This window comes from Actinomadura syzygii (genome assembly GCF_008085905.1).
GTDB lineage: Bacteria > Actinomycetota > Actinomycetes > Streptosporangiales > Streptosporangiaceae > Spirillospora > Spirillospora syzygii.
On record NZ_VSFF01000011.1, the window covers coordinates 171,558 to 194,675 of the forward strand.

Genomic DNA, 23,118 nt, shown 5'->3' on the forward strand with positions numbered 1-23,118 from the left:
TGAGTGAACGCTTACCACTCTAGGGGTTAGTAAGTATTCACTCACTCTCTTCGGGAAGGGAAGACCTCCGATGAAGCTCACGATCTTCGGCGCGAGCGGGCGGACCGGCCTGCACGCCGTCCGGCGGGCGCTGGCCGCCGGGCACGAAACGACCGCCGTCGTCCGCGACCCGGCCGCGCTGCCCGCCGACCTGCGGGACGGCGCGAGCCGCGGCCTCGCCGTCGTCCAGGCCGACGCCATGGACCCGGCCGCGATCGAGGGCGCGGTCAAGGGCCGCGACGCCGTCATCACCGCGATCGGCTCCCGCGAGGGACGCCGCCCGACCACCGTCTGCGCGGACAGCACCCGCGCCGTCCTCGCCGCCATGCGCGCCACCGGCGCGGAGCGGTTCCTGCTGACCAGCGCCGCCGGGCTGGACGCCGGGCCGGGCGACGACCCGCTGACCCGGTTCGTCGCGAAGCCGCTCGTCCTGCAGCGGATCCTGAGGCACGCGTTCGACGACATGCGCGCCGCCGAGGAGGCCGTCCGCGCCTCCGGGCTGGCCTGGACGATCGTCCGCCCGCCGAGGCTCACCGACGGGCCCGGGAAGGGCCGGTACCGCAGCGCCGTCGACCGCAACGTCTTCGGCGGCCTGTCCATCGCGCGGGCCGACCTCGCCGTCGCGCTGATCGACCTCGCCGCCGACCCGGACGCCGCCGGGCACGTCGTCAGCGTCGCGGGCTGAGCCGTCCGACCCGGGCCGCATGACACCTGTCACGCCGATCCGCTGACACCCGCCCCTACCGGACGTCCGCGCCGCTCGCGAGGATGGGGGCATGAGAGGTGCCAGGACATGACGGTCGCGACCACGGCCGACCTCGAAGAACGCGCCACCCGGCGGCTGGAGCGCTACCGGCGGGTGACGTACCGGTCGTTCCTGCTCGCCGCGCTCGGGTTCGTCGCGCCGAGCCTGGCCGGGCTGGAGTTCGCCTACAAGGACGGGAACCTCGCCGCGCCCCTCGTCCCGGTCGGGGCGGTGGGGCTCGGACTGCTCTGCTGGTGCTACGCGCGGCTCGTCCGGGCGGGCCTCGGCGGCGGCGCGACCCGGCGCGACCTCGTCCTCAGCGGCGCCGTCGCGGCCGCGATGAGCCTGCTTCTCCTCGCCCATCCGCTGTTCAGCGTCGGCCCGGTGTTCTGGCTGTCGGCGGTGGTGCTGTCCCCGATGAGCCGGCGGCGGATCGCCGTCCTGTGCGTCGCCACCGGGACGGTCTGCGGCGTGGTCGCCGCCGTCGCCTCCGGCCGCCTCTACCCGGGCGGGCACCTCCCCTGGTACGGGATCCTGCCGTTCACGACCGCGCTGTACACCGGGGTCTGCGGGCTCGTCGCGTTCGTCAACCGGTACCAGCGCCGCATGTGGGACCTGCACCAGGAGACCCACGACGCGCGGGACGCCCTCGCCCGCCTCGCCGTCACCGAGGAGCGGCTCCGGTTCTCCCGCGACCTGCACGACCTCCTCGGCCACAGCCTGTCGCTGATCGCGGTGAAGAGCGAGCTGGCGATGCGGCTCGCGGCCGCCGACCCGGAGCGGGCGGGCGCGGAGATGGCCGACGTGCGGCACGCCGCCCGGGAGGCGCTCCGCGAGGTGCGGGCCGCCGTCCACGGGTACCGCGCCGTCGAGCTGGACGTCGAGCTGGCGGGCGTCCGCGCCGTGCTGGACGCCGCCGGGATCCGCTGCACGGTCGAGGGCCTCGCCGGACGCGCCGCGTCCGACCGCGCGGACGGCCCCGCCGCCGGGCTGCCGCCCGAGGTGCGGACGGTGCTGGCCTGGGTGGTCCGGGAGGGCGCCACCAACGTGATCAAGCACAGCGAGGCGCGGCGGTGCGTCGTCACGCTCAGCTCCTGCGGCGGGTCCGTCGCGCTGGAGATGCGCAACGACGGCGTCCGCGCCGGGGACGGCCCGCCGGGCTCGGGCCTCACCGGGCTGGCGGAGCGGCTCGCCGTCCTCGACGGCGAGGTCACCGCGGGCCCGGACGGCCGCGACGGGTTCCTGCTGCGCGCCGTCGTCCCGCTCCCCGGCCCGGCCGACGACGCCCCCGGTGAAGACGACGCCCCCGGTGGACAGGCGCCCGAGGCCGCCGCCGGGAGGACCGCGTGATCCGCGTCCTGCTGGCCGACGACGAGCACCTCATCCGGGGCGCCGTCGCCGCGCTGCTCGGCCTGGAACCCGACCTGGAGGTCGTCGCCGAGGTCGGACGCGGGGACGAGGTCGCCGCCGCCGTCGCCGCGCACGACCCGGACGTCGCCGTCCTCGACATCGAGATGCCCGGCGCGGACGGGCTCGCCGTCGCCGAGGACCTCGCCGCGTCCGGCGCGCGCTGCGCGGTCTGCATCCTGACCAGCTTCGGCCGTCCCGGCTACCTGCGCCGCGCGATGGCCGCCGGGGTCCGCGGCTTCGTCGCGAAGGACGCCCCGACGCAGGAGCTGGCCGCCGCGATCCGCAAGGTCCACGGCGGCGGCCGCTACCTGGACGCCGACCTCGCCGCGGGCGCGATGGCCGCGGGCGACAACCCGCTCTCCGAACGCGAGCGCGAGGTCCTGCGGCTGACCGGCACGGGCGCCGAGACGGCCCGCATCGCCGCGCTGCTGCACCTGTCGGAGGGGACCGTCCGCAACTACCTGTCCACCGCCATGGCCAAGCTCGGCGCCCCGACCCGCGTCGCCGCCGCCCGCGCCGCCCACGACATGGGCTGGATCTGACCCCGCCGCTACTCTGGTCGGCGTGGGTGAGCCTCTCGTAGCGCGCATGCAGGGATTCGGCGAGACGATCTTCGCGGAGATGTCCGCGCTGGCGGTTTCGACGGAGTCGATCAACCTGGGCCAGGGCTTCCCGGACACCGACGGCCCGCAGGCCATGCTGGACGTGGCGGTCGAGGCGATCCGGACCGGCCTGAACCAGTACCCGCCGGGTCCCGGCCTGCCGGAGCTGAGGGAGGCGGTGGCCGCGCAGCGGCTCGACCGGTACGGGCTGTCGTACGACCCGGCCGGCGAGGTGTTCGCGACCGTCGGGGCGACCGAGGGGATCGCCTCGGCGGTGCTGGCGCTCGCCGGGCCCGGCGACGAGGTCGTCGTGTTCGAGCCCTACTACGACTCCTACGCCGCCGTGATCGCGCTCGCCGGGGCGCGGCGCCGGGCGGTCACGCTCCGCCCGGTGGACGGGCGCTTCACCTTCGACCCCGACGAGCTGCGCGCCGCCGTCGGGCCGAGCACCAGGGCGATCCTGGTGAACTCGCCGCACAACCCGTCCGGCACCGTGTTCACCCGCGCGGAGCTGGAGGTCATCGCGGACGTCTGCCGCGAGCACGACCTCGTCGCGATCACCGACGAGGTGTACGAGTACCTGACGTTCGACGACGCCGAGCACGTCCCGCTCGCGACGCTCGACGGGATGCGCGAGCGGACGGTGTCGGTGTCGTCGGCGGGCAAGACGTTCTCCGCCACCGGCTGGAAGACGGGATGGGTGACCGCGCCCGCGCCGTACGTGCGGGCCGTCCAGACGGTGAAGCAGTTCCTCACCTTCACGGCCAGCGCCCCTTACCAGCGGGCCGCCGCGTACGCGCTCGGCAACGAGACCCCGTGGGTCGAGGAGCTGCGCAAGGGGCTGCAGGGCAAGCGCGACCGGCTGATCGCCGGGCTGGAGGCGGCCGGGTTCGTCACCTATCGGCCGCAGGGGACGTACTTCGTCCAGGCCGACATCCGGCCGCTGGGCTTCACCGACGGCATGGAGCTGGCCCGCGCGCTTCCGGCGAAGGCGGGCGTCGTCGCCGTCCCCACACAGGTGTTCTACGACGACGCGGAGGCGGGGGCGCACTTCGTCCGCTTCGCGTTCTGCAAGCGGGACGAGGTGATCGACGAGGCCGTCGAGCGCCTCGCCCGGCTGCGCTGACCCGCGAGCCGGGACAGGGATGACGAACTGCGGTTGAGGAGCGTGCCGTGCCGGATCCGATCGAAGTCCGCAAGATCCCCATCGAGAGCGTGACCGACGCGTCCGGCTTGGCGCGGCTGATCGACGACGGCGTCCTGGACGCCGACCGGGTCCTCGCCGTGGTCGGCAAGACCGAGGGCAACGGCGGCGTGAACGACTACACGCGGCTGCTGGCCGACCGCGCCTTCCGCGAGGTGCTGCTCGACCGGGGCACCCGGACGCCGGACGAGGTGGCGCGCGTCCCGCTGGTGTGGTCGGGCGGCACGGACGGCGTCCTCAGCCCGCACGCCACCGTGTTCGCCACCGTCGACCCGGCGTCCGCGCCGCGCTCGGACGAGCCGCGCCTGTCGGTCGGCGTCGCGATGAGCGACGTCATCCGGCCCGAGGACATCGGACGTCCCGCGATGGTGGAGACGGTCGCGGCGGGCGTCCGGGAGGCGATGAAGGCCGCGGGCATCGACGACCCGGCGGACGTCCACTACGTGCAGACCAAGACGCCGCTGCTCACCCTCGACACCATCAACGACGCCAAGTCGCGCGGGCACGGCGTCGTCACCGAGGACACCCTCAAGTCCATGGACATCTCCAACTCCACGACCGCGCTCGGCATCGCCGTCGCGCTCGGGGAGATCGAGCCGCCGTCCGCGGAGCGGATCCACAAGGACCTGTCGCTGTACTCGTCGGTGGCGTCCTGCTCGTCCGGCGTGGAACTCGACCGGGCGCAGATCGTCGTCGTCGGGAACGTGCGCGGCGTCGGCGGCCGGTACCGCGCCGGGCACGGTGTGATGAAGGACGCGCTCGACGCCGACGGGATCTGGGACGCGGTCAGGTCGGCGGGCGTCGACCTCCCGGAGCGCCCGCACCCGTCCGACCTCGGCGACCGGCTCGTCAACGTGTTCATCAAGTGCGAGGCCGACCCGAGCGGCTCGGTCCGGGGCCGCCGCAACATCATGCTGGACGACTCCGACGTGCACTGGCACCGGCAGATCAAGGCGTGCGTCGGCGGCGTCGCGGCGTCCGTGACCGGCGATCCGGCCGTGTTCGTGTCGGTCGCGGCCGTGCACCAGGGGCCGTCCGGCGGCGGCACCGTCGCGGCGATCGCGGACCTCGGCTGATCTTCCGGCACGGACAGTATCCGAATAGTCGCCCACCGTGCTCGCCGGAGGATATAGCCTTCCTGGCGTGTCCGGACTGACGATTCCCGAACCACAGTTCCCCGGTGACGACGGAAGCGCCGACCCCCGGCTGTGCGAGGCGCTCGCCGGGTACGCCGCCGGGCGCGTCGGCGCGCACACGGTCTTGCGGCGGCTGCGGAACGCGCGGCTGCTCGTGCCCGTCGTCGCCGTCCTCACCGAGTCCGAGGAGGCGCCGGGCGGGCTGCGCCGCGAGAAGTCGAGCGACATGGCGGTGCCCACCCTGATGGGCGACGACGGCCGGCGCGGCGTCCTCGGGTTCACCTGCACCGAGACGATGCGGGCGTGGCGCGCGGACGCCAGGCCGGTCGCCGTCCGCGCCGGGGACGCCTGCCGCGCCGCCCTGGACGAGGGCGCCGACGCCCTGGTCGTGGACGTCGCGGGGCCCGTCCCGTTCGCCGTGGACGGGCTGCGGCTGCACCTGCTCGCCGAGGGCCGTCCCGTCCCGCCCCCGCACGAGGACCCGGACGTCCTCGCCGCCGTCGACGCCGCGTTCGGCTCCGACCAGGCGGTCAGCGGCGTCCGCGTCACCGAGGGCACCTCGACCGAGCTGGCCGTCCGGTTCGCGGTGGTCGAGGGGCACGACGAGCGCCGCACCGTGCAGCGGGTGTCCGACCGGCTCGCCGAGCTGCTGCGCGGCCGCATCGTCGGCGGCGTCGAACTGAGCGTCGTCCGCCGCGGCTGAAATCCGCTCGCCCCTCGGGTTCCTCGCCGCCGTGCGCGACATGGCCGCGCCGGTCCTCGACTGGCGGGAGGTCGGCTAGCGCCAGGTCGTCGGGAGGCCGTGCGAGGGGCCCTCGGCGAGGATCGCCGGTCCGCCGTCCGGCCACAGCCGCAGGGTCAGGACGTGCGCCGCGTCGAGGCGGGACGCGTCCGGCCCCTCGAACGACAGGTGCGCGAACGGGGCGTCGGCGGTCGCCGCCGCCCCGGCCTGCTCCAGGCGGGCGAGCACGCGGGCGGACTCGTCCGGCGACAGGTACGCCTGCATCGTCGAGTGCCAGACGACCGTCGCCACGCCTTCGCGGGGCGCGACGCCGTCCAGGAACTCGGCGGCGCCCGCCCGCACGACCGTCGCCGGGACCCGCTCCGCCACCGCGAACGCCGCGCGCAGCCGCGCGACCCGCGCCGCCTGGTCGGGCCAGACGTACGACAGAAGCCGCCGCCGCGCCTCCGGCGACGCCGGGTCCAGGGGGTTGAGGTCGCAGCCGCGCCGCTCCACGATCACGAGCCGAGCGTCGACCCGAGGAAGCCCCCGCCAGGCATCCTCCAGGACGACCCCCGCCTCCGGCCCGTAGGCGCCGCCCTCGTGCAAGATCCGGAAGTGGTCGGCGCGGAGGTTGAGGCCCGCGCTCGCGCCGAGTTCCAGGAGCCTGACCGGGAGGCCGGTGGCGGCGGCGACCGCGAGGAGGCCGCCGATCAGCGGGGCGGCCCGTCCGACCTCGTTGGTCTGCGGCGGGTCGGCGAGCCCGGCGCGGACCTCCGGGGCGTGCTCGACCAGCGCGTCGCGGAACGCGGGCCAGGCGGCGAGCGGGTCCTTCGCGCCGCCCGCCGTCGGGTAGTGCGCGGCCAGGCCGGGCGCCCGTCCCTCCAGGACGAGGCGGTGCACGGCCCCGAGCATCCCGAGGACGAACCCGGGGCCCGTCCGGTCGCCGAGTACGTCCGCGACCGCCGTGCCCGGGTCGTCCGCCGCCCGCGCGAGCAGCTCCGCGTACATCGGCGAACCCAGCTCCGCGCACGCCCCCGCCTGCGCGAGCAGCCCCCTTCGCAGCGCCCCCGTCATCGCGACACCCCCCGGCCAGCCTCTCAGATGGTGGACGCCCGTCACGGGCGCGCGGCGGGACTCAATAGGATCGGGGGCATGCTGCGCTGGTTGACCGCTGGTGAGTCCCACGGCCCGGCCCTCACCGCGATCGTGGAGGGGCTGCCGGCCGGCGTGCGCGTGACCTCGGCGGACATCGCCGAGGAGCTGCGCCGCCGGCGGCTCGGGCACGGGCGGGGCGCCCGGATGAAGTTCGAGCAGGACGAGGTGACGATCGTCGGCGGCGTCCGGCACGGGACGACGCTCGGCGGCCCGGTCGCGATCGAGGTCGGGAACACCGAGTGGCCGAAGTGGGAGACGGTCATGTCGGCCGACCCCGTCGACGCCGCCGTCCTGGAGGCGCAGGCGCGCAACGCGCCGCTGTCGCAGCCGCGTCCCGGCCACGCCGACCTGGTCGGCATGCAGAAGTACGGGTTCGACGACGCGCGGCCGGTGCTGGAGCGGGCGAGCGCGCGCGAGACCGCCGCGCGGGTCGCGCTCGGGACGGTCGCCAAGGCGTTCCTCAAGCAGGCGCTCGGCGTGGACGTCCTCAGCCACGTGGTCGCGCTCGGCGAGGTCGAGGCGCCCGCGGACGCCCTGCCCGAGCCCGGCGACCTCGCGCTGGTCGACGAGAGCCCGGTGCGCTGCTTCGACGCGGAGACGTCCGAGCGGATGGTCGCGCACGTCGACGAGATGAAGCGGGCTGGCGACACGCTCGGCGGCGTCGTGGAGGTGCTCGCCTACGGGCTGCCGCCCGGCCTCGGCAGCCACGTCCACTGGGACCGGCGGCTCGACGCCCGGCTCGCCGGGGCGCTGATGGGCGTCCAGGCGATCAAGGGCGTGGAGCTCGGCGACGGGTTCACCACCGCGCGGCGGCCCGGGTCCCGCGCGCACGACGAGATCGACGCCACCCCGGACGGCATCCGCCGCCGCACGAACCGCGCGGGGGGCGTCGAGGGCGGCATGACGACCGGCGAGCCGCTGCGCGTGCGCGCCGCGATGAAGCCGATCTCGACGGTGCCGCGGCGGCTCGACACCATCGACGTGAGGACGGGCGAGCCCGCGAAGGCGATCAACCAGCGCAGCGACGTCACCGCCGTGCCCGCGGCCGGGGTGGTCGCGGAGGCGATGGTCGCGCTGGTCCTCGCCGACGCGGCGCTGGAGAAGTTCGGCGGCGACTCCGCCGAGGAGACCGCCCGCAACCTGCGGGGATACCTGTCCTCGCTGACCATCAAGTGAGCTGACGACCAACTGGACGGGACGCGCTGACCCATGCGACCGAAGGCAGTGATCATCGGGCCGCCCGGCTCGGGCAAGACCACGATCGGCGGCGCGCTCGCGGACCGGCTCGGCGTCCCGCTGCGCGACACCGACGCCGACGTCGAGCGGGCCGCGGGCAAGCCGATCGGCGAGATCTTCATCGACGACGGCGAGGAGCGGTTCCGCGAGCTCGAGGCGGCGGCCGTCGCGGTGGCGCTCGCCGAGCACCCGGGCGTCGTCGCGCTGGGCGGCGGCGCGGTGCTGGCGGCGCAGACGCAGGAGCTGCTCGCCGGGCAGAGCGTCGTCTACCTGCGGGTCGGGCTGGCCGAGGCGATCAAGCGGGTGGGCCTGGCGTCGGCGCGGCCGCTGCTCGTGCTGAACCCGCGCAGCCAGATGCGCAAGCTGCTGGAGGAGCGCCTCCCGATCTACCAGCGGCTCGGCACGATCGAGGTCGACACCGACGGGCGCGAGCCCGCCGAGATCGTCGAGGAGATCGCGAAGGCCCTGGAGGGCACGGCGTGACACGGTCGCGGGTCCACGTGGGCGGCCCCGAGCCGTACGACGTCGTGATCGGGACGGGCGTCCTCGGCGAGCTGCCCGGCATGGTCGGCGACCGGGTGCGCGCCGTGGCGGTCGTCCACGCCGAGGGGCTTCCGCAGATCGCGCGTCCCGTCTGCCGGGTGCTCGAACAGGCCGGGTACGCGGTGCACGCGCTGCCCGTCCCGGACGGCGAGGCCGCGAAGGAGGTCGGCGTCCTCGCCGGGCTGTGGTCGTCGTTCGCCCGGCTCGGCATGACCAGGACGGACGTCGTCGTCGGCGTCGGCGGCGGCGCCACCACCGACCTCGCCGGGTTCGCGGCGGCGTCGTGGCTGCGCGGGGTACGGGCGGTGCTCGTCCCGACGACGCTGCTCGGCATGGTCGACGCGGCGGTCGGCGGCAAGACCGGGATCAACGTGCCGGAGGGCAAGAACCTCGTCGGCGCGTTCCACCCGCCGACGGGCGTCCTGTGCGACCTGACGACGCTGATGACGATGCCGCGCGAGGACTACGTCAGCGGCCTCGCGGAGATCATCAAGGCCGGGTTCATCGCGGACCCGGCCATCCTCGACCTGGTCGAGGACGACCCGAAGGGCGCCGCCAACCCGGACGGCCCGCACACCCGCGAGCTGGTCGAACGCGCCGTCAAGGTCAAGGCCGACGTGGTGTCGGCCGACCTGAGGGAGAGCGGGCTCCGGGAGATCCTGAACTACGGGCACACCCTCGCGCACGCCATCGAGAAGGCCGAGGACTACCGGTTCCGGCACGGCCACGCCGTCGCCATCGGCATGGTGTACGCCGCCGAACTGGCCCGGCTCGCCGGACGGCTGCCCGCCGATGTCGTCCGGCGGCACCGCGACGTCCTCGCCTCCGTCGGCCTGCCCGTCTCCTACGCCGCCGACTGGGCGGGCCTGCGCGCCACGATGACCGTCGACAAGAAGTCGCGCGGGACGACGCTGCGGTTCGTCGTCCTGGACGGCGTCGCCAAGCCCGGCCGCCTGGAGGGCCCTGACGAGGAACTCCTCGCGGCGGCATATCGAGAGGTCTCTCGATGACCGGAGCGGAGCGAGGATCATCGGGAGACCGATCCACGGGGGTCTGGGGGGCGTCCCCCAGAGAGGAGGTGTCCCGGTGACGCGCGTGTTCGTGTTGAACGGGCCCAACCTGCGGCGCCTCGGGATCCGCGAGCCGGACAAGTACGGGACGACGACCTTCGACGAGCTGGCCGCGCTGTGCCGGGACGCGGGCCGCCGCCTCGACCTGAACGTCGAGGTCAGGCAGACCGACGACGAGGCCGAGATGCTGCGCTGGGTGCACGAGGCGGCGGACGGGCGCATCCCCGTGGTGCTGAACCCGGCCGCCTTCACCCACTACTCGTACGCGCTGCGGGACGCCCTCGCCCAGCTCACCGCGCCGCTGGTGGAGGTGCACATCACCAACCCGGCGACGCGCGAGGAGTTCCGGCACACGTCCGTCGTCGCGGGCGTCGCGACCGGGACGATCGCCGGGTTCGGGACGATGTCCTACGTCCTCGCGTTGCAGGCCGTCGCGGAGCTGACCGCCGAGAACGCCGCGTCCTAGGTTCCTCGGCGATCTAGGTCTCCACCGCGGCGCGCCGCGCCATGTCCTTGAGCTCGGCGACGACGTCGTCCAGCGGGGCGACGTCGCGGTGGGCGCGGCACAGGATCGTCGCGCCCTCGACGGCGGCGACGATCAGCCGGGCGAGGCGGGCGGCGCGGTCGTCCGGGACGCCCGCGTTGCCGAGCCCGGTGGCGAGGGTGTCCTCCCAGCGTCCGAACGCGGCCGCCGCCGCGGCGGCGAGCTGCGGCGCGTCGTCGTGGCACTCGACGGTGACGGCGACGACGGGGCAGCCCGCGCGGAACCCGCTCTTGAACAGCACCTGCCGCCACCAGCCGACGAACGCGTCCACGGCGGACGCGGCGTCGCCGCCCTCGGTGGCCGCGAGGATGCCCGCGTTGAGGAAGTCGCCCGCGTACCGGACGGCCTCCTCCGCGAGCTGCGCCTTGCCGTCCGGGAAGTGGTGGTAGATCGACCCGCGCGGCGCGCCGCTGTGCGCGATGACGTCGCGGAACCCGGTGCCGCTGTAGCCGCGCTCGCGGAACAGGTAGGCGGCGCTGCGGACCATGCGTTCCCGGCTGTCCCTGCCCATGCCCCCGATTATGACATTCATCATATGGTCTGCGCGTTGTCCATGACGGACGTCATAGCGATCGCCGGTTATGACGGACGTCATGCCGAAGCCCCGGTCGCCCCGGCCTGCTACCCGCGAGTAGGGTCGGGGCGGGCACGGACGAAGGAGAGCCTCGTGATCGACCTCCAGCGCGACGGAGACGTGTACGTCCTGCGGTTCGACGCGGGCGAGAACCGCTTCGGGCCGGACTTCCTCGCCGCCGTCGAGGACGCGCTCGACACCGTCGCGAAGAACGACGGCCCCGGCGCGCTCGTCACCGCCGGGACCGGCAAGTTCTACTCCAACGGCCTCGACCTGGACTGGCTCGGCGCCCACCGGGACGAGTTCGAGCCCTACCTCGGCCGCGTCCACGCCCTGTACGCGCGGCTCCTGACGCTGCCGATGCCCACGGTCGCCGCGGTCAACGGGCACGCCTTCGCGGGCGGCGCGATGCTCGCCCTCGCCCACGACTTCACCGTCATGCGGACCGACCGCGGCTACTTCTGCCTGCCCGAGGTCGACCTCGGGATGAGCTTCACGCCGGGGATGAGCGCGCTGATCAGGGCCCGGCTGTCCGCCGCGACGGCTCACGAGGCGATGATCACCGGTCGCCGGTACACGGCGGACGAGGCGCGCGCGGCGGGGATCGTCCAGCGGACCGCCGCCGAGGCCGACGTGCTCCCGGCCGCCGTCGAACTGGCCGCGTCCCTCGCCGCCAAGAACGGCACGGTGGTCGGCGAGATCCGCACCGGCATGTACGGCCCGGCCCTCGCCGCCCTGAACGGCCCCCCGCTCGGCTGACCGGCTCGGCTGACCCTGCCGGTGAGCGGCGCGGCCCGGGTAGGTTACCGTCGCCTGGAATCGGATTCGGTTAGGGAGGGACGCCCATGCGCATCGGGATGGCGCTCAGCTACTCCGGCGGTTTCAAGGAGACCGTCGAGGAGCTGGCCGACTACGAGAAGGCCGGGCTCGACATCGTCTACGTCGCGGAGGCGTACAGCTTCGACGCGGTGAGCCAGCTCGGCTACATCGCCGCCAAGACCGAGCGTGTGGAGATCGCGTCCGGGATCCTGAACATCTACTCGCGGACGCCGACCGCGATGGCGCAGACCGCCGCCGGGCTCGACTACGTCTCGGGCGGGCGGTTCACGCTCGGCATCGGCGCGTCCGGGCCGCAGGTCATCGAGGGCTTCCACGGCGTCCCGTACACCGCGCCGCTCGGCCGCACCCGCGAGATCATCGAGATCTGCCGCAAGGTGTGGCGGCGGGAGCGGCTCGAACACGACGGGAAGCACTACAAGCTGCCGCTGCCCGCCGGGGAGGGCACTGGCCTCGGCAAGGCGCTGAAGATCATCAACCATCCGGTCCGCCCGGACATCCCGATCATGGTCGCCGCGATCGGCCCGAAGAACGTCGAGCTGACCGCCGAGATCGCCGACGCCTGGGAGCCGATCTTCTACCTGCCGGAGAAGGCCGCCGACGTGTGGGGCGCGTCCCTCGCCGCGGGCCGCGCGAAGCGCGACCCGGCGCTCGGCGAGCTGGACGTCGTCGGCCAGAGCACGCTCGCGATCGGCGACGACGTGCAGGGCTTCCTGGAGTTCGGACGCCCCATGGCCGCGCTCTACATCGGCGGCATGGGCGCCAAGGGCAAGAACTTCTACAACGACCTCGCCCGCCGGTACGGCTTCGAGAAGGAGGCCGAGGAGATCCAGGAGCTCTACCTCGACGGCAAGAAGGACGAGGCCGCCGCCAAGGTCCCGTACGAGCTGCTGGAGAAGATGTCGCTGATCGGCCCGGAGGGGCACGTCCGGGAGCGGCTCGCCGCGATGCGCGAGTCCGGCGTGACGACGCTCAACGTGACCCCGGTCGCGGGCGACCACAAGAGCCGCCTCGCCCTGATCGAGAAGGTCAAGGAGATGGCCGCCGAAGCCTGACCGGCCGGGCGCGCCCGACGGCGGCGGGGACCACGACGGCGCCGCGCCCGCCCGTCCCGCCGCCCGGACGATGATCTAAAGTCCTGGGCATGGGGGAGACGCACCTCGCGCGGCGCCGCCGGCTCGCCGCGCTCGCCGCCGGGCAGGGCGCCGGCGCGCTGCTCGTGACCAGGCTCGTCAACGTCCGCTACCTGACCGGGCTCGCCAGTTCCCGGGCGGCGCTGCTCGTCGGGGCCGACGGCGAGGCCGTCCTCGCCACCGACGCGCGCTACGCCGGGACGGCCGAGCGCGTCTGCCCCGACGTGCCGCTCGTCGTCGACCGGCATGTCGCGGAGGTGCTGACGGCGCGGGCCGCCGAGCGGGGCCTCGGCCCGCTCGGCTTCGAGGCCCACGACCTCACCGTCGAGCGGCACACCGCGCTGACCGGGCACGCCGACGTCCCGCTCGTCCCGCTCGGGCACCTCGTCGAGGAGCTCCGCCGGGTCAAGGACGAGGAGGAGATCGGGCTGCTGCGGGAGGCGTGCGCCGTCACCGACCGCGCGTTCGACGCCGTCCTGCCGGAGATCCGCGCCGGGGTCACCGAGCGGGCCGTCGCGATCGCGCTGGAGCGCGCGATGGTGGACTTCGGCGCCGAGGGGCCCGCGTTCGAGTCGATCGTCGCGTCCGGGCCGAACGGCGCCGTCCCGCACCACCGCCCCGGCGGGCGCGAGCTGGAGACCGGCGACCTCGTCACCATGGACTTCGGCGCCCGGTACGGCGGCTACCACGCCGACATGACCCGCACCGTCGCGATCGGCGAGCCCGCCGAATGGCAGCGCGAGGTGTACGACCTCGTCCTGCGGGCGCAGCTCGCCGGGATCGCCGCGGCCGTCCCCGGCGCGGAGACCAAGGCCGTCGACGCGGCCGCCCGCGACGTCGTCGCGGACGCCGGGCGCGGCGAGGAGTTCACCCACGGGCTCGGGCACGGCGTCGGCCTGGAGATCCACGAGGCTCCGCTCCTCGGGTACGACGGGACCGGTAAGCTGATGGACCGGGTTCCGATCACCGCGGAGCCGGGGGTCTACCTCCCGGGCCGGGGCGGGGTCCGCATCGAGGACACGATCGTTGTCCGCGCGGACGGCCCGGAGCTCCTCACCACTACCACCAAGGATCTGCTCGTCCTCTAGGCGCGCGGGTCCGCGACCGGGAGAACAGCGCAGTGGCGACGACGAACGACCTGAAGAACGGCATGACGCTGAACCTGGACGGCCAGCTGTGGACCGTCCTGGAGTTCCAGCACGTCAAGCCCGGCAAGGGCGGCGCGTTCGTCCGCACCAAGCTCAAGAACATCCTGTCCGGCAAGGTCGTCGACAAGACCTTCAACGCCGGCACCAAGGTCGACGTGGCCAGCGTGGACAAGCGGGAGATGCAGTACCTCTACCGCGAGGGCGAGGACTTCGTCTTCATGGACACCGAGACCTACGACCAGCCGCACATCCCCGCGACCGTCGTCGGCGACGCGGCGAACTACCTGCTGCCCGAGCAGAACGCCACGATCGCGTTCAACGACGAGAACCCGCTCTACATCGAGCTTCCCGCGGCCGTCGTCCTGGAGATCACGCAGACCGAGCCGGGGCTGCAGGGCGACCGCTCCACCGGCGGCAGCAAGCCCGCGACGCTGGAGACCGGCGCGCAGGTGCAGGTCCCGCTGTTCATCACCACCGGCGAGAAGGTCAAGGTCGACACTCGCTCCGGTGAGTACCTCGGCCGCGGCTGATGGCCGCGCGGACCAAGGCACGCAAACTCGCGCTCGACATCCTGTTCGCCGCCGAGCTGCGGGAGGAGGAGCCGTCCGCGGTGCTCGCCGCGCGGGGCCGTCCGAACCAGGACGAGCTCGCCGAGTACCCGCACGCGGTCCGGCTGATCGAGGGCGTCCAGGAGCACCGCGACCGCATCGACGAGCTGATCGCCGAGTACGCGACCGGCTGGACGCTGGAGCGGATGCCCACCGTCGACCGCAACGTCCTGCGGATGGGCGCCTACGAGCTGCTCTGGGTGGACGACGTCCCGGACGCCGTCGCGATCAGCGAGGCGGTCGGCCTCGCGACCGAGCTGTCCACCGACGAGTCGCCCCGGTTCGTCAACGGCCTGCTGTCGCGCCTCCAGCGGCTCAAGCCGTCCCTCACGCTGTGACGGCGGCGGTCCGGTAGCGGCGCGGTCCGGTGATCGCGCGGTCCGGTAACGGCGCGGTCGCCCGCGACCCGGCCGGGCGGCGCGGGCGGCTAGGCTGGGCCGGGATGAGCGACGTCAGGGGAGTGGCCGTGAGCGGCCGGCAGCAGAAACGTGCGCGCGGCGGCAGCCGGGTGCGGAGCGCCGTGCTGTGGGACGCCCTGCGCGGCGTCCTCGACCGGATCGCCCCCGAGCACGGGCCCGGCGAGGTCGTCGACGTCGGCGGCGGCACCGGCGGGTTCGCCGTCCCGCTCGCCGAGCTCGGGCACCGGGTCACCGTCGTCGACGCCAACCCCGACGCGCTCGCCGCGCTGGAGCGCCGCGCCGCCGAGTCCGGGGTGCGGGTCCGCGCGGTGCAGGGCGACGCCGTCGACCTGCCCGACCTGCTCGGCCCGGACGCCGCCGACCTCGTGCTGTGCCACAGCGTCCTCGAGTACGTCGACGACCCGGGCGCCGCGATGGCCGCGCTGACCTCGACCGTCCGGCCGGGCGGATCGGTCAGCGTGCTGGTCGCCGGGCAGGTCGCCGCCGTGCTGCACCGCGCCCTCGCCGGGCACTTCGACGACGCCCGCCGGGTGCTGACCGACCCGGCCGGGCGCTGGGGCGACGGCGACCGGATGCCCCGCCGCTTCACCAGGGAGACGCTGTCCGAGCTGGTGCGCGGCGCGGGCCTGCGGGTCGCCGAGCTGCACGGCGTGCGCATCTTCGCCGACCTGGTGCCGAGCGGCATGCTCGACGGCGACGCCGGTTCGGCCGAGGCGCTGATCGCGCTGGAGTCGGCCGCGGCGGTCCACCCCGTCCTGCGCGACCTCGCCACCCAGCTCCACCTCGTGGCGGACCGGGTCGCTCCATCGGGGGATCTGGGGGGTCGTCCTTCCAGGGGCGGCGCGGCAGAATGACGCCGTGAGCCGCAAGCAGCAGCTTCACCGGCCGGGGCCGCAGCCTGGCCCGCCCGCCGACGACACCGGCTGCCACATCCTGCACGTCGACATGGACGCCTTCTTCGTCAGCGTCGAGCTGCTGGAGCGTCCTGAGCTGCGCGGGCGTCCCGTCGTCGTCGGCGGGGCCGGGCCGCGCGGGGTGGTGTCGGCGGCGTCCTACGAGGCGCGGACGTTCGGCGTCCACTCGGCGATGCCGATGTCGCGGGCGCGGCGGCTCTGCCCGCGGGCGGTCGTGCTGCCGGTGAGCCACGGCAAGTACTCGCGCGTCTCGGCGGCCGTGTTCGAGATCTTCCGGTCCGTCACTCCGCTGGTCGAGGGCCTGTCGCTGGACGAGGCGTTCCTCGACGTCGCGGGCGCCGGGCGGCGGCTCGGCCGGCCCGCCGAGATCGCCCGGCTGATCCGCGAGCAAGTCCGCGACCAGCAGGGCATCACCTGCTCGGTCGGCGTCGCGAGCACCAAGTTCGTCGCGAAGCTGGCGTCCACGCGGTGCAAGCCCGACGGGCTGCTCGTCGTCCCGGCGGACGGCGTCGTCGGGTTCCTGCACCCGCTGCCCGTCGCGGCGCTGTGGGGCGTGGGGGAGCGGACGGAGCAGACGCTCACCCGGCTCGGCCTGCGGACGGTGGGCCAGCTCGCCGAAGTCCCGCTCGCGACCCTCCAGCGGGAGCTGGGCAACGCGCTCGGCGCGCACCTGCACGAGCTGGCGTGGGGACGCGACCCGCGCGAGGTCGTCCCGCACACCCCCGACAAGAGCATCGGCGCCGAGGAGACGTTCGACACCGACGTCGACGACCCGGAGGTCATCCGCCGGGAGCTGCTGCGGCTGTCGGAGAAGGTCGGCGCGCGGCTGCGCGCCAGCGGGAACGCGGGCCGCACGGTCAGCGTCAAACTGCGGATGGCCGGCTTCAAGACGATCACCCGCGCGCGGACGCTCGCCGAGCCCACCGATCTCGCCCGTGTGATCTATGTCACAGCCCGCGAGCTCTATGAGGGGGCGGGCCTGGAACGGGTACGACTGAGGTTGGTCGGGGTACGGGTCGAGAACCTCCGCCCCGCCGGCGAGGCCCCCCGTCAGCTCACCTTTGACGAGCCCGAACACGGCTGGCGTGAGGCCGAGCGAGCCATGGACCAGGTCGCGCACCGGTTCGGCAGCGGCGCGGTCCGCCCCGCCGCGCTGGTCCGGCGTGCGGAACCCGGTGACGGACGTGACGGCAGGGACGGGACGCGATGAAAGATGGCTGTGGGGTGACCGGCGCGGGGCCCTCGACGGGCCGTTCGCTTTCGTACGCTCGACAGTGCTCGTATTCTGGGCATATCACCGTTGACGTTCGCGTCCTGCATCGGAGACCCCGTCGCGGGGCTGTCGTTGGGAGGTGCCGTGCCGCTCTCTGAGCACGAGCAGCGCATGCTCGAACAGATCGAATCGGCGTTGTACGCCGAGGATCCCAAGTTCGCTCACGCGGTCCGCTCGACGAACCCGCAGGTCCACTACAAGCGGCGGATCGTCAAGGCGGCCTTCGGCTTCGTGGTCGGCGTCGGCGCCCTGATGGCCGGCCTCGTGATCAACCAGGGGTCCGTCACCATCGCGGTCAGCGTGACCGGCTTCCTGCTCATGGTCGTCTGCTGCGTCTGGGCGCTGACGAGCTGGAAGCGGATGACCGGAATCGGCACCGAGCCCGCCGCGCGAGGCGGCGGGGGAGGCGGCGGCGGGCGGTCGTCCAGGCCCGCCAAGGCCGGATTCATGGAGCGCATGGAAGAGCGCTGGCGCCGCCGCACCGAAGGCGACTGACCGGAGCCGACTGACCGGAGCCGACAAACCGAATAGGACAGAGACCGAGGCCGTCGAGGTCACGGCATTCTCCCGTCCCGGCCGTACGCGGATCGCTCCGCGTGGCCGGGACGAACTCTTTCCCGGGGCGCGCTACCGGCGGCGGATGCGGGCGGGCAGGTCGTTGAGGCGGGCGGTGACGTCCAGCGCGCGGTTGCCCGCCGTCCGCAGCGCCGTCCCGGTCTGCGTCATCGTGGACGGCGGCAGCAGCCGGGCCCGCCAGCGGGCGCGGCGGCCGACCGAGGCGGCGAACGCCTCGCGGACCGTCCGGACGTCCGCGCGCAGCCGCTCCGGCGGCTCGGCGGGACGCGACAGCGAGTACCGGGCCAGCTCCTCGGCGCGGGCGATGCGGGTCAGGGCCTGCGCGCCCGCCGCGTCCAGCTCCAGCAGCTCGCCGAGCCGCCGCGCGGTGGCGCGCGGCGAGTCGCTCGCCCGCCATTCGAGCCCGTGGTCGAGCGCGTCGGCGCGCATCTCCCGCCACGCCGCGTGCGCCGCCCCCGCCGCCGGGTCGTCCCACGCCGCCTGGGACGCCGGCGCCCTCGGCCTCGGCTTCGGCGGCGACGTCAGCGCGGCCCAGCGGCGGCGGCGCGTGAACATCCGCAGCCCCATCGGGACCGCCAGCAGCAACAGGATCAGCACCGCCCCCGCGACCCACGGCGCGGCGGTGAACCCGCCCTTCTTCCCGTCCTGCCCGGTGGCGGCCTCCTCGCCGCCCTCGTCGTTGCGGTGCCGCGCGGACGGCGACGGCGAAGGGGACTCGGCGTCGGTCGGGGACGAGGTGTCCGGCGTCTCGGCGGTGCCGCCGTCCGACCCGCCGCCGGCGCTGACCGCCGGGAGGCTGTAGCCGGGCGCGACCGCGGTGCCCTGCCCGGCCGCGCCCGCCGGGGTCGGCTCGAACCGCACCCATCCGGAGCCCTCGAAGTACAGCTCGGGCCAGGCGTGCGCGTCCCGCGACCGGACGACCCACTCGCCCGGCCGGACCTCGCTGCCCGGCGTGTAGCCCATCGCGACCCGGGACGGGATGCCGAGGATCCGCGCCATCAGCGCCATCGACGCGGCGAACTGCTCGCAGTAGCCGCGCCTGCTGTGCAGCAGGAAGTCGGCGAGGTCGCCGCCGCGCTGCGGCGCGGGCGCCTTCAGGTCGTAGCTGAACCCGCCGGTCTGGGTGAACCAGCGCTGCAGCCGCACCGCCTGCGTCAGCGCCGACGACGACCCGGAGGTGATCTGCTGCGCGAGCTGCCTGACCTGCGGCGGGACGTTCCGCGGCACCGCGGTGTAGTGCGCGACGACCTCGGCCGGGTAGGTGCCCGCGGCGGCGAGCTGCGCGGCCGTCGGCCGCGCCCGCAGGCTGCGCACGATGTAGTCGCGGCCGCCCGCGGAGTCGCGCAGCGAGTACAGCATCAGCGACGGGCCGTGCACCCGCCAGTCGCCTTTGACCGACACCCGGGACGGCGCGTACGGCACCGGCAGGAACGTCATGTCCTTCACCTCGGACCGCACGTGCACCCTGGTCGTCACCTCGCGCACGGACGCGACCGACAGTCCCGGCGGGGCGGGCAGATCCCTGCCGTCGAGCCGGTCCTTGGCGCTGCTCTGCAGCGGGCTGTAGGTCCACCGGTCGCCGTCGAACTTGTCGAGGGCGTAGAGGCGCAGGTAGTCCGGGCCGTCCGGGTCGTCGGTCTTGTAAGTGAGGACGACCGAGTCGTCCAGCCGGGTCAGCTCCCGTTTCAGGCTGACCAGCGGGTCGGGCGTGGTGACGGTCTGCGTGCCGCCGCCCGCGCCGCCGCCCATGCCGAGCATCCCGCGCGGCTGCAGCCCCGGCACGGCCGCGGGGACGAGCACCGCCACGGCGACCGCGCCGAGCGCGATCCGGCGGCCGGTCGCGGCGAGCGCCGCCGCGTCCGGCCGGACCGCCGGCTCCGCCGGCGGCGCCGCGCCCGCGAGCGGCACCTCCCGCTGGCGGTGGTAGGAGGTGACCATGCGCCCCCAGCCGCCGACCTGCTCGCGGGCGTCCGCCATCAGCAGGGCGAGGAAGCCGAACGCGCCCGCGCCGAACGCCAGCCAGTTGACGCCGTCCTCGCGGACCGCGGCGGGCACGCTGTACATGGCGAGCAGCGGCAGCCCGGCGGGCGCGGCGCGGCGCAGCCGCACCGCGAGCAGGTCGACCAGCACGGCGACCAGCCCGACCCCGGCCGCGACCAGCAGCTCGATGCCGGGCAGCAGCGGGACGGGCGCCGCGTACCGGTTCGCCGCGAGCCAGCCGTTCTCGCCGAGGTCGACGAGGTGGCGCACCGACGCGGGCGAGGGCAGCACGAACCACGACTCGCTCGCCGCGTACGCGAGGTTCAGGTAGAGCAGCAGCCCGACCAGCCCGAACAGCAGGTTGACCAGGGCGGGCAGGCGCAGCCGCCGGGCCAGCAGCCCGGCGCCGCCGACCGCGAGCACCGCGCCGAACCCGGCCCAGAACCAGCCGCTCCGCTCGAACAGCGGGTAGAGGCCGAGGGAGCCGGCGAGCGTCGCGACGCCCGCCATCACCGTGATCCGGAATCTCATGCGCCGCCCTTGACGAAGTCCTCGCCGGTCCGTCCGGCCCGTCCCCACGCCCCGGCCAGCTCCGCCGCCGTCCGGACCGTCACCACCCGCCAGCCGCCCGCGCGCAGCAGCCCCGCCGCCGACTCCGCGGCCGGCTCGTCGCCGGTCGCCGCGTTCCGCGCGTGCTGCCCCTCCACGAGGACGGCGACGGACGTCCCGGCGCCGCGCCGCGTCGCCGCGACCGCGCGCGCCTCGTCCCGGGACAGGACGCCGAACACCGCGACGACCAGCCCGTCGCCCTCGCGCGCCCCGCCCGCGCCGGCGCGCAGCGCGGTGACGCCCGCCGACAGCGACCGCGACGACGACCGCCGGGCCACCGCGAGGGCGTCCAGCAGCAGGCCCTCGAACGCGCCCTCCGACGGCGTGGCCGGGAGCGTCTCGCCCATGTCGGTGACGTAGCGCAGGTTCATCCCCGTCCGGACGAGGTGCACCCCGACCGACGCGGTCGCCGACACCGCCTGCTCGAACGACCCGCCCGGCCCGTCGCCCCAGTGCGCGCTCCGGCGGGTGTCGAGGAACAGCGTCCCGCTGCTCTGGAAGTGCTGCTCCTCCCGGCGGACCATCAGCTCGCCGTGCCGCGCCGTCGACCGCCAGTGGACGCGGCGCAGGTCGTCGCCGTACCGGTACTCGCGCGGGGTCACGTCGTCCTCGCCCGCGGCGGACACGGCACGGGCGATGCTGTCGCCGCCGCCCGTCCACGCGCCGGACAGCCGCCCGGTCGGGAGCGCGACGATCGCCGGCGTCACCGTCAGCGTGTCGGACAGGCTGAACGACCGGACCAGCTCCACCATCCCGAACGGGTCGGCGAGCCGGACGGTCAGCGGCCCGACGCGGTAGCGTCCGCGCACGTCGGAGCGGATGCGGTAGCCGAGCTCACGCCGGCCGTGCGGCTCGATCCGGTCGAGGACGAACCGGGCCCGCCCGCCGAGCGCGTAGGGCACCCGGTCCTCCACCATGAGCAGCCCGCTCGGCAGCCGGGACACGTTCTCCAGCCGCAGGTCGACGCGGGACTCCCGGCCGACCGGCAGCCGCGGCGGGTCGAGCCGCCGGGCGCACGCCAGCCGGTACCGCGTCCGCGACACCGCGAGCGTGCACAGCAGCGGCAGCGCCAGCACCAGCACGCCCGCGCGCAGCAGGTCGCGCTCGCCGAGGACGAACGCGCACACGATCGCGGTCGCGCCCGCCGCGACGAAGGACCGGCCGCGGGTGGTGAGCCCGCCCAGCGCTCGTCTCAACGCTCACTTCCCGGGGGACGGAACCGGCAGGCGCTTCACCAGGTCGGCCACGACCTGCTCGGGACGGCGCCGGTCGACCTGCGCCTCCGCGGTCGGCAGCAGCCGGTGCGCGAGGACGGGGACGGCGAGGTCCTGCACGTCGTCGGGGACGACGTAGTCGCGGTCGTCGAGCGCCGCGTACGCCCGCGCGGCCCGCACCAGGTGCAGCGTCGCCCGCGGCGACGCGCCGAGCCGCAGCTCCGGATGCCCGCGGGTGGCGCCGACCAGGTCGATCGCGTACTGCCGCACGGCCTGCGAGACGTGCTGCCTGCGCACCACCTCGATCAGGTCGCGGACGTCGGACGCGTGCGCCACCGGGCTGAGCCGGTCGAGCGGGGACGCCTGCCCGTGCGTGTCGAGCATCTCCATCTCGGCGGCCGGGTCGGGGTAGCCCATCGAGATGCGGGCGGTGAACCGGTCGCGCTGCGCCTCCGGCAGCGGGTAGGTGCCCTCCATCTCGACCGGGTTCTGGGTGGAGATCACCATGAACGGCGGCTCCAGCTCGTAGGTGGTGCCGTCCACCGTGACCTGGCGCTCCTCCATGCACTCCAGCAGCGCCGACTGCGTCTTCGGGGACGCGCGGTTGATCTCGTCCCCGACCACGATGTTGGCGAACACCGGGCCCGGCTTGAACTCGAACTCGCGCATCTCCTGGTTGTAGGCGCTGACCCCGGTGATGTCGCTGGGCAGCAGGTCGGGCGTGAACTGCACGCGCCGCACCGAGCAGTCGACCGAGCGCGCGAGCGCCTTGGCGAGCATCGTCTTGCCGACGCCGGGGACGTCCTCGATCAGCAGGTGCCCCTCGGCCAGCAGCACCGTCAGCGCGAGCCGCACGACCGCGGGCTTGCCCTCGATCACCGACTCGACCGCGTCCCGGATCTTGTTCGCGACCTGGACGAGGCCGTCCAGGCCGGGCCCCGACGCCGCGGGCGGCGGACCGCCCCGCCTGGCAGTGCGGGAGGACGGGGGGTCGGTCTCCATGAACGACTCGCCGTGCGTGCCTACTGCCACCAAACCCTCCTCAACCGTCCCGGCCGGGACGTCTGCTCGAAGGCCCCCGAATCGAAGGCCGGTCGCCCCACGGCCGGTGCGGCGCTCCGTGCGCTCGTCCAACCGACAGTACGTCGTCGGCGGCCCCGTCGCGATGTTCATGGTGAACGCGAGCCCATTGTGCTCCACGGGATCGGCGGCCGAACCTCGTGAACCCTCCACTTCACTCCACGTTCGCCCGGCGCGGGTCCGTTCCGGTTCTCCGCGCGAACGGCGGATGAACCATTTCTGGCCGTTTTCCCGGATCGCGCCGCGCGGACGGCGCGCGCCGCGCCCCCACCCGGCACCACCCCTCTGAGCTGGGGATTCATCGGCAGAATCGGCCTCTGGAACGTGTTTTTCTTGTTGACGGTG

General features: G+C 74.5%; 23 protein-coding genes. 18 read left to right on the forward strand and 5 right to left on the reverse strand.

Translation table 11 applies throughout. The features are described 5' to 3' along the window. The first annotated feature begins 70 nt into the window (after nt 1-70). The 6 genes from FXF65_RS28740 to FXF65_RS28765 all read left to right on the forward strand — a co-directional run bounded on the left by FXF65_RS28740 (nt 71) and on the right by FXF65_RS28765 (nt 5,839). The gene (locus FXF65_RS28740) at nt 71-724 is read left to right on the forward strand and encodes an NAD(P)-dependent oxidoreductase (RefSeq protein ID WP_148353175.1); all 654 of its coding nucleotides are present in this window, start codon (nt 71-73) and stop codon (nt 722-724) included. 108 nt (nt 725-832) lie between these two features. Next, the gene (locus tag FXF65_RS28745; protein WP_246199179.1) at nt 833-2,134 is read left to right on the forward strand and encodes a sensor histidine kinase; all 1,302 of its coding nucleotides are present in this window, start codon (nt 833-835) and stop codon (nt 2,132-2,134) included. After that, nucleotides 2,131-2,736, forward strand: a complete 606-nt coding sequence (locus FXF65_RS28750; RefSeq protein ID WP_148353176.1) for a response regulator transcription factor — start codon at nt 2,131-2,133, stop codon at nt 2,734-2,736. Before FXF65_RS28745 ends, FXF65_RS28750 begins: the two co-directional genes overlap by 4 nt. 46 nt (nt 2,737-2,782) lie before the next feature. Further along, the gene (locus tag FXF65_RS28755; RefSeq protein WP_246199213.1) at nt 2,783-3,922 is read left to right on the forward strand and encodes a pyridoxal phosphate-dependent aminotransferase; all 1,140 of its coding nucleotides are present in this window, start codon (nt 2,783-2,785) and stop codon (nt 3,920-3,922) included. Between the two features lie 47 nt (nt 3,923-3,969). Further along, on the forward strand, nt 3,970-5,076 hold the full coding sequence (bar, locus tag FXF65_RS28760) for a barbiturase (RefSeq protein WP_148353178.1): 1,107 nt from the start codon (nt 3,970-3,972) through the stop codon (nt 5,074-5,076). A gap of 67 nt (nt 5,077-5,143) precedes the next feature. Beyond that, nucleotides 5,144-5,839: an SseB family protein gene (locus FXF65_RS28765; RefSeq protein ID WP_148353179.1), complete on the forward strand. Its 696-nt coding sequence runs from the start codon at nt 5,144-5,146 to the stop codon at nt 5,837-5,839. A 75-nt stretch (nt 5,840-5,914) separates the two neighbouring features. On the opposite strand, the gene FXF65_RS28770 is transcribed toward FXF65_RS28765, so the two are convergent. Next, nucleotides 5,915-6,934: a DUF2332 domain-containing protein gene (locus FXF65_RS28770; protein WP_148353180.1), complete on the reverse strand. Its 1,020-nt coding sequence runs from the start codon at nt 6,932-6,934 to the stop codon at nt 5,915-5,917. A gap of 78 nt (nt 6,935-7,012) precedes the next feature. Between FXF65_RS28770 and aroC the strand changes: the two genes are divergently transcribed. The 4 genes from aroC to aroQ all read left to right on the forward strand — a co-directional run bounded on the left by aroC (nt 7,013) and on the right by aroQ (nt 10,330). Continuing rightward, nucleotides 7,013-8,191: a chorismate synthase gene (gene aroC, locus FXF65_RS28775; RefSeq protein ID WP_148353181.1), complete on the forward strand. Its 1,179-nt coding sequence runs from the start codon at nt 7,013-7,015 to the stop codon at nt 8,189-8,191. A gap of 33 nt (nt 8,192-8,224) precedes the next feature. Next, a complete protein-coding gene (locus FXF65_RS28780) occupies nt 8,225-8,734 on the forward strand; it encodes a shikimate kinase (RefSeq protein WP_148353182.1) in 510 nt (169 codons plus the stop codon). Beyond that, on the forward strand, nt 8,731-9,804 hold the full coding sequence (gene aroB, locus FXF65_RS28785) for a 3-dehydroquinate synthase (RefSeq protein ID WP_148353183.1): 1,074 nt from the start codon (nt 8,731-8,733) through the stop codon (nt 9,802-9,804). The genes FXF65_RS28780 and aroB overlap by 4 nt, the downstream gene beginning before the upstream one ends. Nucleotides 9,805-9,880: 76 nt before the next feature. Next, nucleotides 9,881-10,330: a type II 3-dehydroquinate dehydratase gene (aroQ, locus tag FXF65_RS28790; RefSeq protein WP_148353184.1), complete on the forward strand. Its 450-nt coding sequence runs from the start codon at nt 9,881-9,883 to the stop codon at nt 10,328-10,330. 13 nt (nt 10,331-10,343) lie between these two features. Here the strand turns inward: aroQ and FXF65_RS28795 are convergent, their stop codons facing one another. Further along, a complete protein-coding gene (locus tag FXF65_RS28795) occupies nt 10,344-10,919 on the reverse strand; it encodes a TetR/AcrR family transcriptional regulator (protein WP_148353185.1) in 576 nt (191 codons plus the stop codon). Between the two features lie 156 nt (nt 10,920-11,075). On the opposite strand from FXF65_RS28795, the gene FXF65_RS28800 reads away from it, so the two are divergent. The 8 genes from FXF65_RS28800 (at nt 11,076) to FXF65_RS28835 (ending at nt 17,809) form a co-directional block, all read left to right on the forward strand. Then, entirely contained in the window at nt 11,076-11,741 is a 666-nt protein-coding gene (locus FXF65_RS28800) for an enoyl-CoA hydratase-related protein (protein ID WP_148353451.1), read from the forward strand. Nucleotides 11,742-11,827: 86 nt separating this feature from the next. After that, nucleotides 11,828-12,874, forward strand: coding sequence for an LLM class F420-dependent oxidoreductase (locus FXF65_RS28805; RefSeq protein ID WP_148353186.1), 1,047 nt, complete (start codon nt 11,828-11,830; stop codon nt 12,872-12,874). Between the two features lie 89 nt (nt 12,875-12,963). Further along, complete coding sequence (locus FXF65_RS28810; RefSeq protein ID WP_148353187.1) at nt 12,964-14,040, forward strand: M24 family metallopeptidase; 1,077 nt, start codon at nt 12,964-12,966, stop codon at nt 14,038-14,040. 32 nt (nt 14,041-14,072) lie between these two features. Further along, complete coding sequence (gene efp / locus FXF65_RS28815) at nt 14,073-14,630, forward strand: elongation factor P (protein ID WP_148353188.1); 558 nt, start codon at nt 14,073-14,075, stop codon at nt 14,628-14,630. Beyond that, complete coding sequence (gene nusB, locus FXF65_RS28820; protein ID WP_148353189.1) at nt 14,630-15,046, forward strand: transcription antitermination factor NusB; 417 nt, start codon at nt 14,630-14,632, stop codon at nt 15,044-15,046. Before efp ends, nusB begins: the two co-directional genes overlap by 1 nt. Before the next feature lie 104 nt (nt 15,047-15,150). After that, the gene (locus FXF65_RS28825; RefSeq protein WP_148353190.1) at nt 15,151-15,981 is read left to right on the forward strand and encodes a methyltransferase domain-containing protein; all 831 of its coding nucleotides are present in this window, start codon (nt 15,151-15,153) and stop codon (nt 15,979-15,981) included. A gap of 4 nt (nt 15,982-15,985) precedes the next feature. Further along, a complete protein-coding gene (locus tag FXF65_RS28830) occupies nt 15,986-17,251 on the forward strand; it encodes a DNA polymerase IV (RefSeq protein ID WP_148353191.1) in 1,266 nt (421 codons plus the stop codon). Nucleotides 17,252-17,398: 147 nt separating this feature from the next. Continuing rightward, nucleotides 17,399-17,809, forward strand: a complete 411-nt coding sequence (locus FXF65_RS28835; RefSeq protein WP_148353192.1) for a DUF3040 domain-containing protein — start codon at nt 17,399-17,401, stop codon at nt 17,807-17,809. A gap of 132 nt (nt 17,810-17,941) precedes the next feature. Here FXF65_RS28835 and FXF65_RS28840 read toward each other — a convergent pair whose 3' ends face one another. Genes FXF65_RS28840 through FXF65_RS28850 form a run of 3 tightly spaced genes read right to left on the reverse strand, consistent with a single transcriptional unit; the run spans nt 17,942 to nt 22,725 of the window. After that, on the reverse strand, nt 17,942-20,401 hold the full coding sequence (locus FXF65_RS28840; protein WP_246199180.1) for a transglutaminase TgpA family protein: 2,460 nt from the start codon (nt 20,399-20,401) through the stop codon (nt 17,942-17,944). Beyond that, nucleotides 20,398-21,675: a DUF58 domain-containing protein gene (locus FXF65_RS28845; protein WP_148353193.1), complete on the reverse strand. Its 1,278-nt coding sequence runs from the start codon at nt 21,673-21,675 to the stop codon at nt 20,398-20,400. Before FXF65_RS28845 ends, FXF65_RS28840 begins: the two co-directional genes overlap by 4 nt. A gap of 3 nt (nt 21,676-21,678) precedes the next feature. Then, nucleotides 21,679-22,725, reverse strand: coding sequence for an AAA family ATPase (locus FXF65_RS28850; protein ID WP_246199181.1), 1,047 nt, complete (start codon nt 22,723-22,725; stop codon nt 21,679-21,681). Nucleotides 22,726-23,118: the final 393 nt, after the last annotated feature.

Bases quoted from the DNA above. Each gene is read 5' to 3' on its own strand.
- FXF65_RS28740 (WP_148353175.1), top strand. From the start codon at position 71: ATGAAGCTCACGATCTTCGGCGCGAGCGGGCGGACCGGCCTGCACGCC.
- FXF65_RS28745 (WP_246199179.1), top strand. From the start codon at position 833: ATGACGGTCGCGACCACGGCCGACCTCGAAGAACGCGCCACCCGGCGG.
- FXF65_RS28755 (WP_246199213.1), top strand. From the start codon at position 2,783: ATGCAGGGATTCGGCGAGACGATCTTCGCGGAGATGTCCGCGCTGGCG.
- FXF65_RS28770 (WP_148353180.1), bottom strand. From the start codon at position 6,934: ATGACGGGGGCGCTGCGAAGGGGGCTGCTCGCGCAGGCGGGGGCGTGC.
- aroC (WP_148353181.1), top strand. From the start codon at position 7,013: ATGCTGCGCTGGTTGACCGCTGGTGAGTCCCACGGCCCGGCCCTCACC.
- FXF65_RS28780 (WP_148353182.1), top strand. From the start codon at position 8,225: ATGCGACCGAAGGCAGTGATCATCGGGCCGCCCGGCTCGGGCAAGACC.
- FXF65_RS28795 (WP_148353185.1), bottom strand. From the start codon at position 10,919: ATGGGCAGGGACAGCCGGGAACGCATGGTCCGCAGCGCCGCCTACCTG.
- FXF65_RS28805 (WP_148353186.1), top strand. From the start codon at position 11,828: ATGCGCATCGGGATGGCGCTCAGCTACTCCGGCGGTTTCAAGGAGACC.
- FXF65_RS28810 (WP_148353187.1), top strand. From the start codon at position 12,964: ATGGGGGAGACGCACCTCGCGCGGCGCCGCCGGCTCGCCGCGCTCGCC.
- nusB (WP_148353189.1), top strand. From the start codon at position 14,630: ATGGCCGCGCGGACCAAGGCACGCAAACTCGCGCTCGACATCCTGTTC.
- FXF65_RS28825 (WP_148353190.1), top strand. From the start codon at position 15,151: ATGAGCGACGTCAGGGGAGTGGCCGTGAGCGGCCGGCAGCAGAAACGT.
- FXF65_RS28840 (WP_246199180.1), bottom strand. From the start codon at position 20,401: ATGAGATTCCGGATCACGGTGATGGCGGGCGTCGCGACGCTCGCCGGC.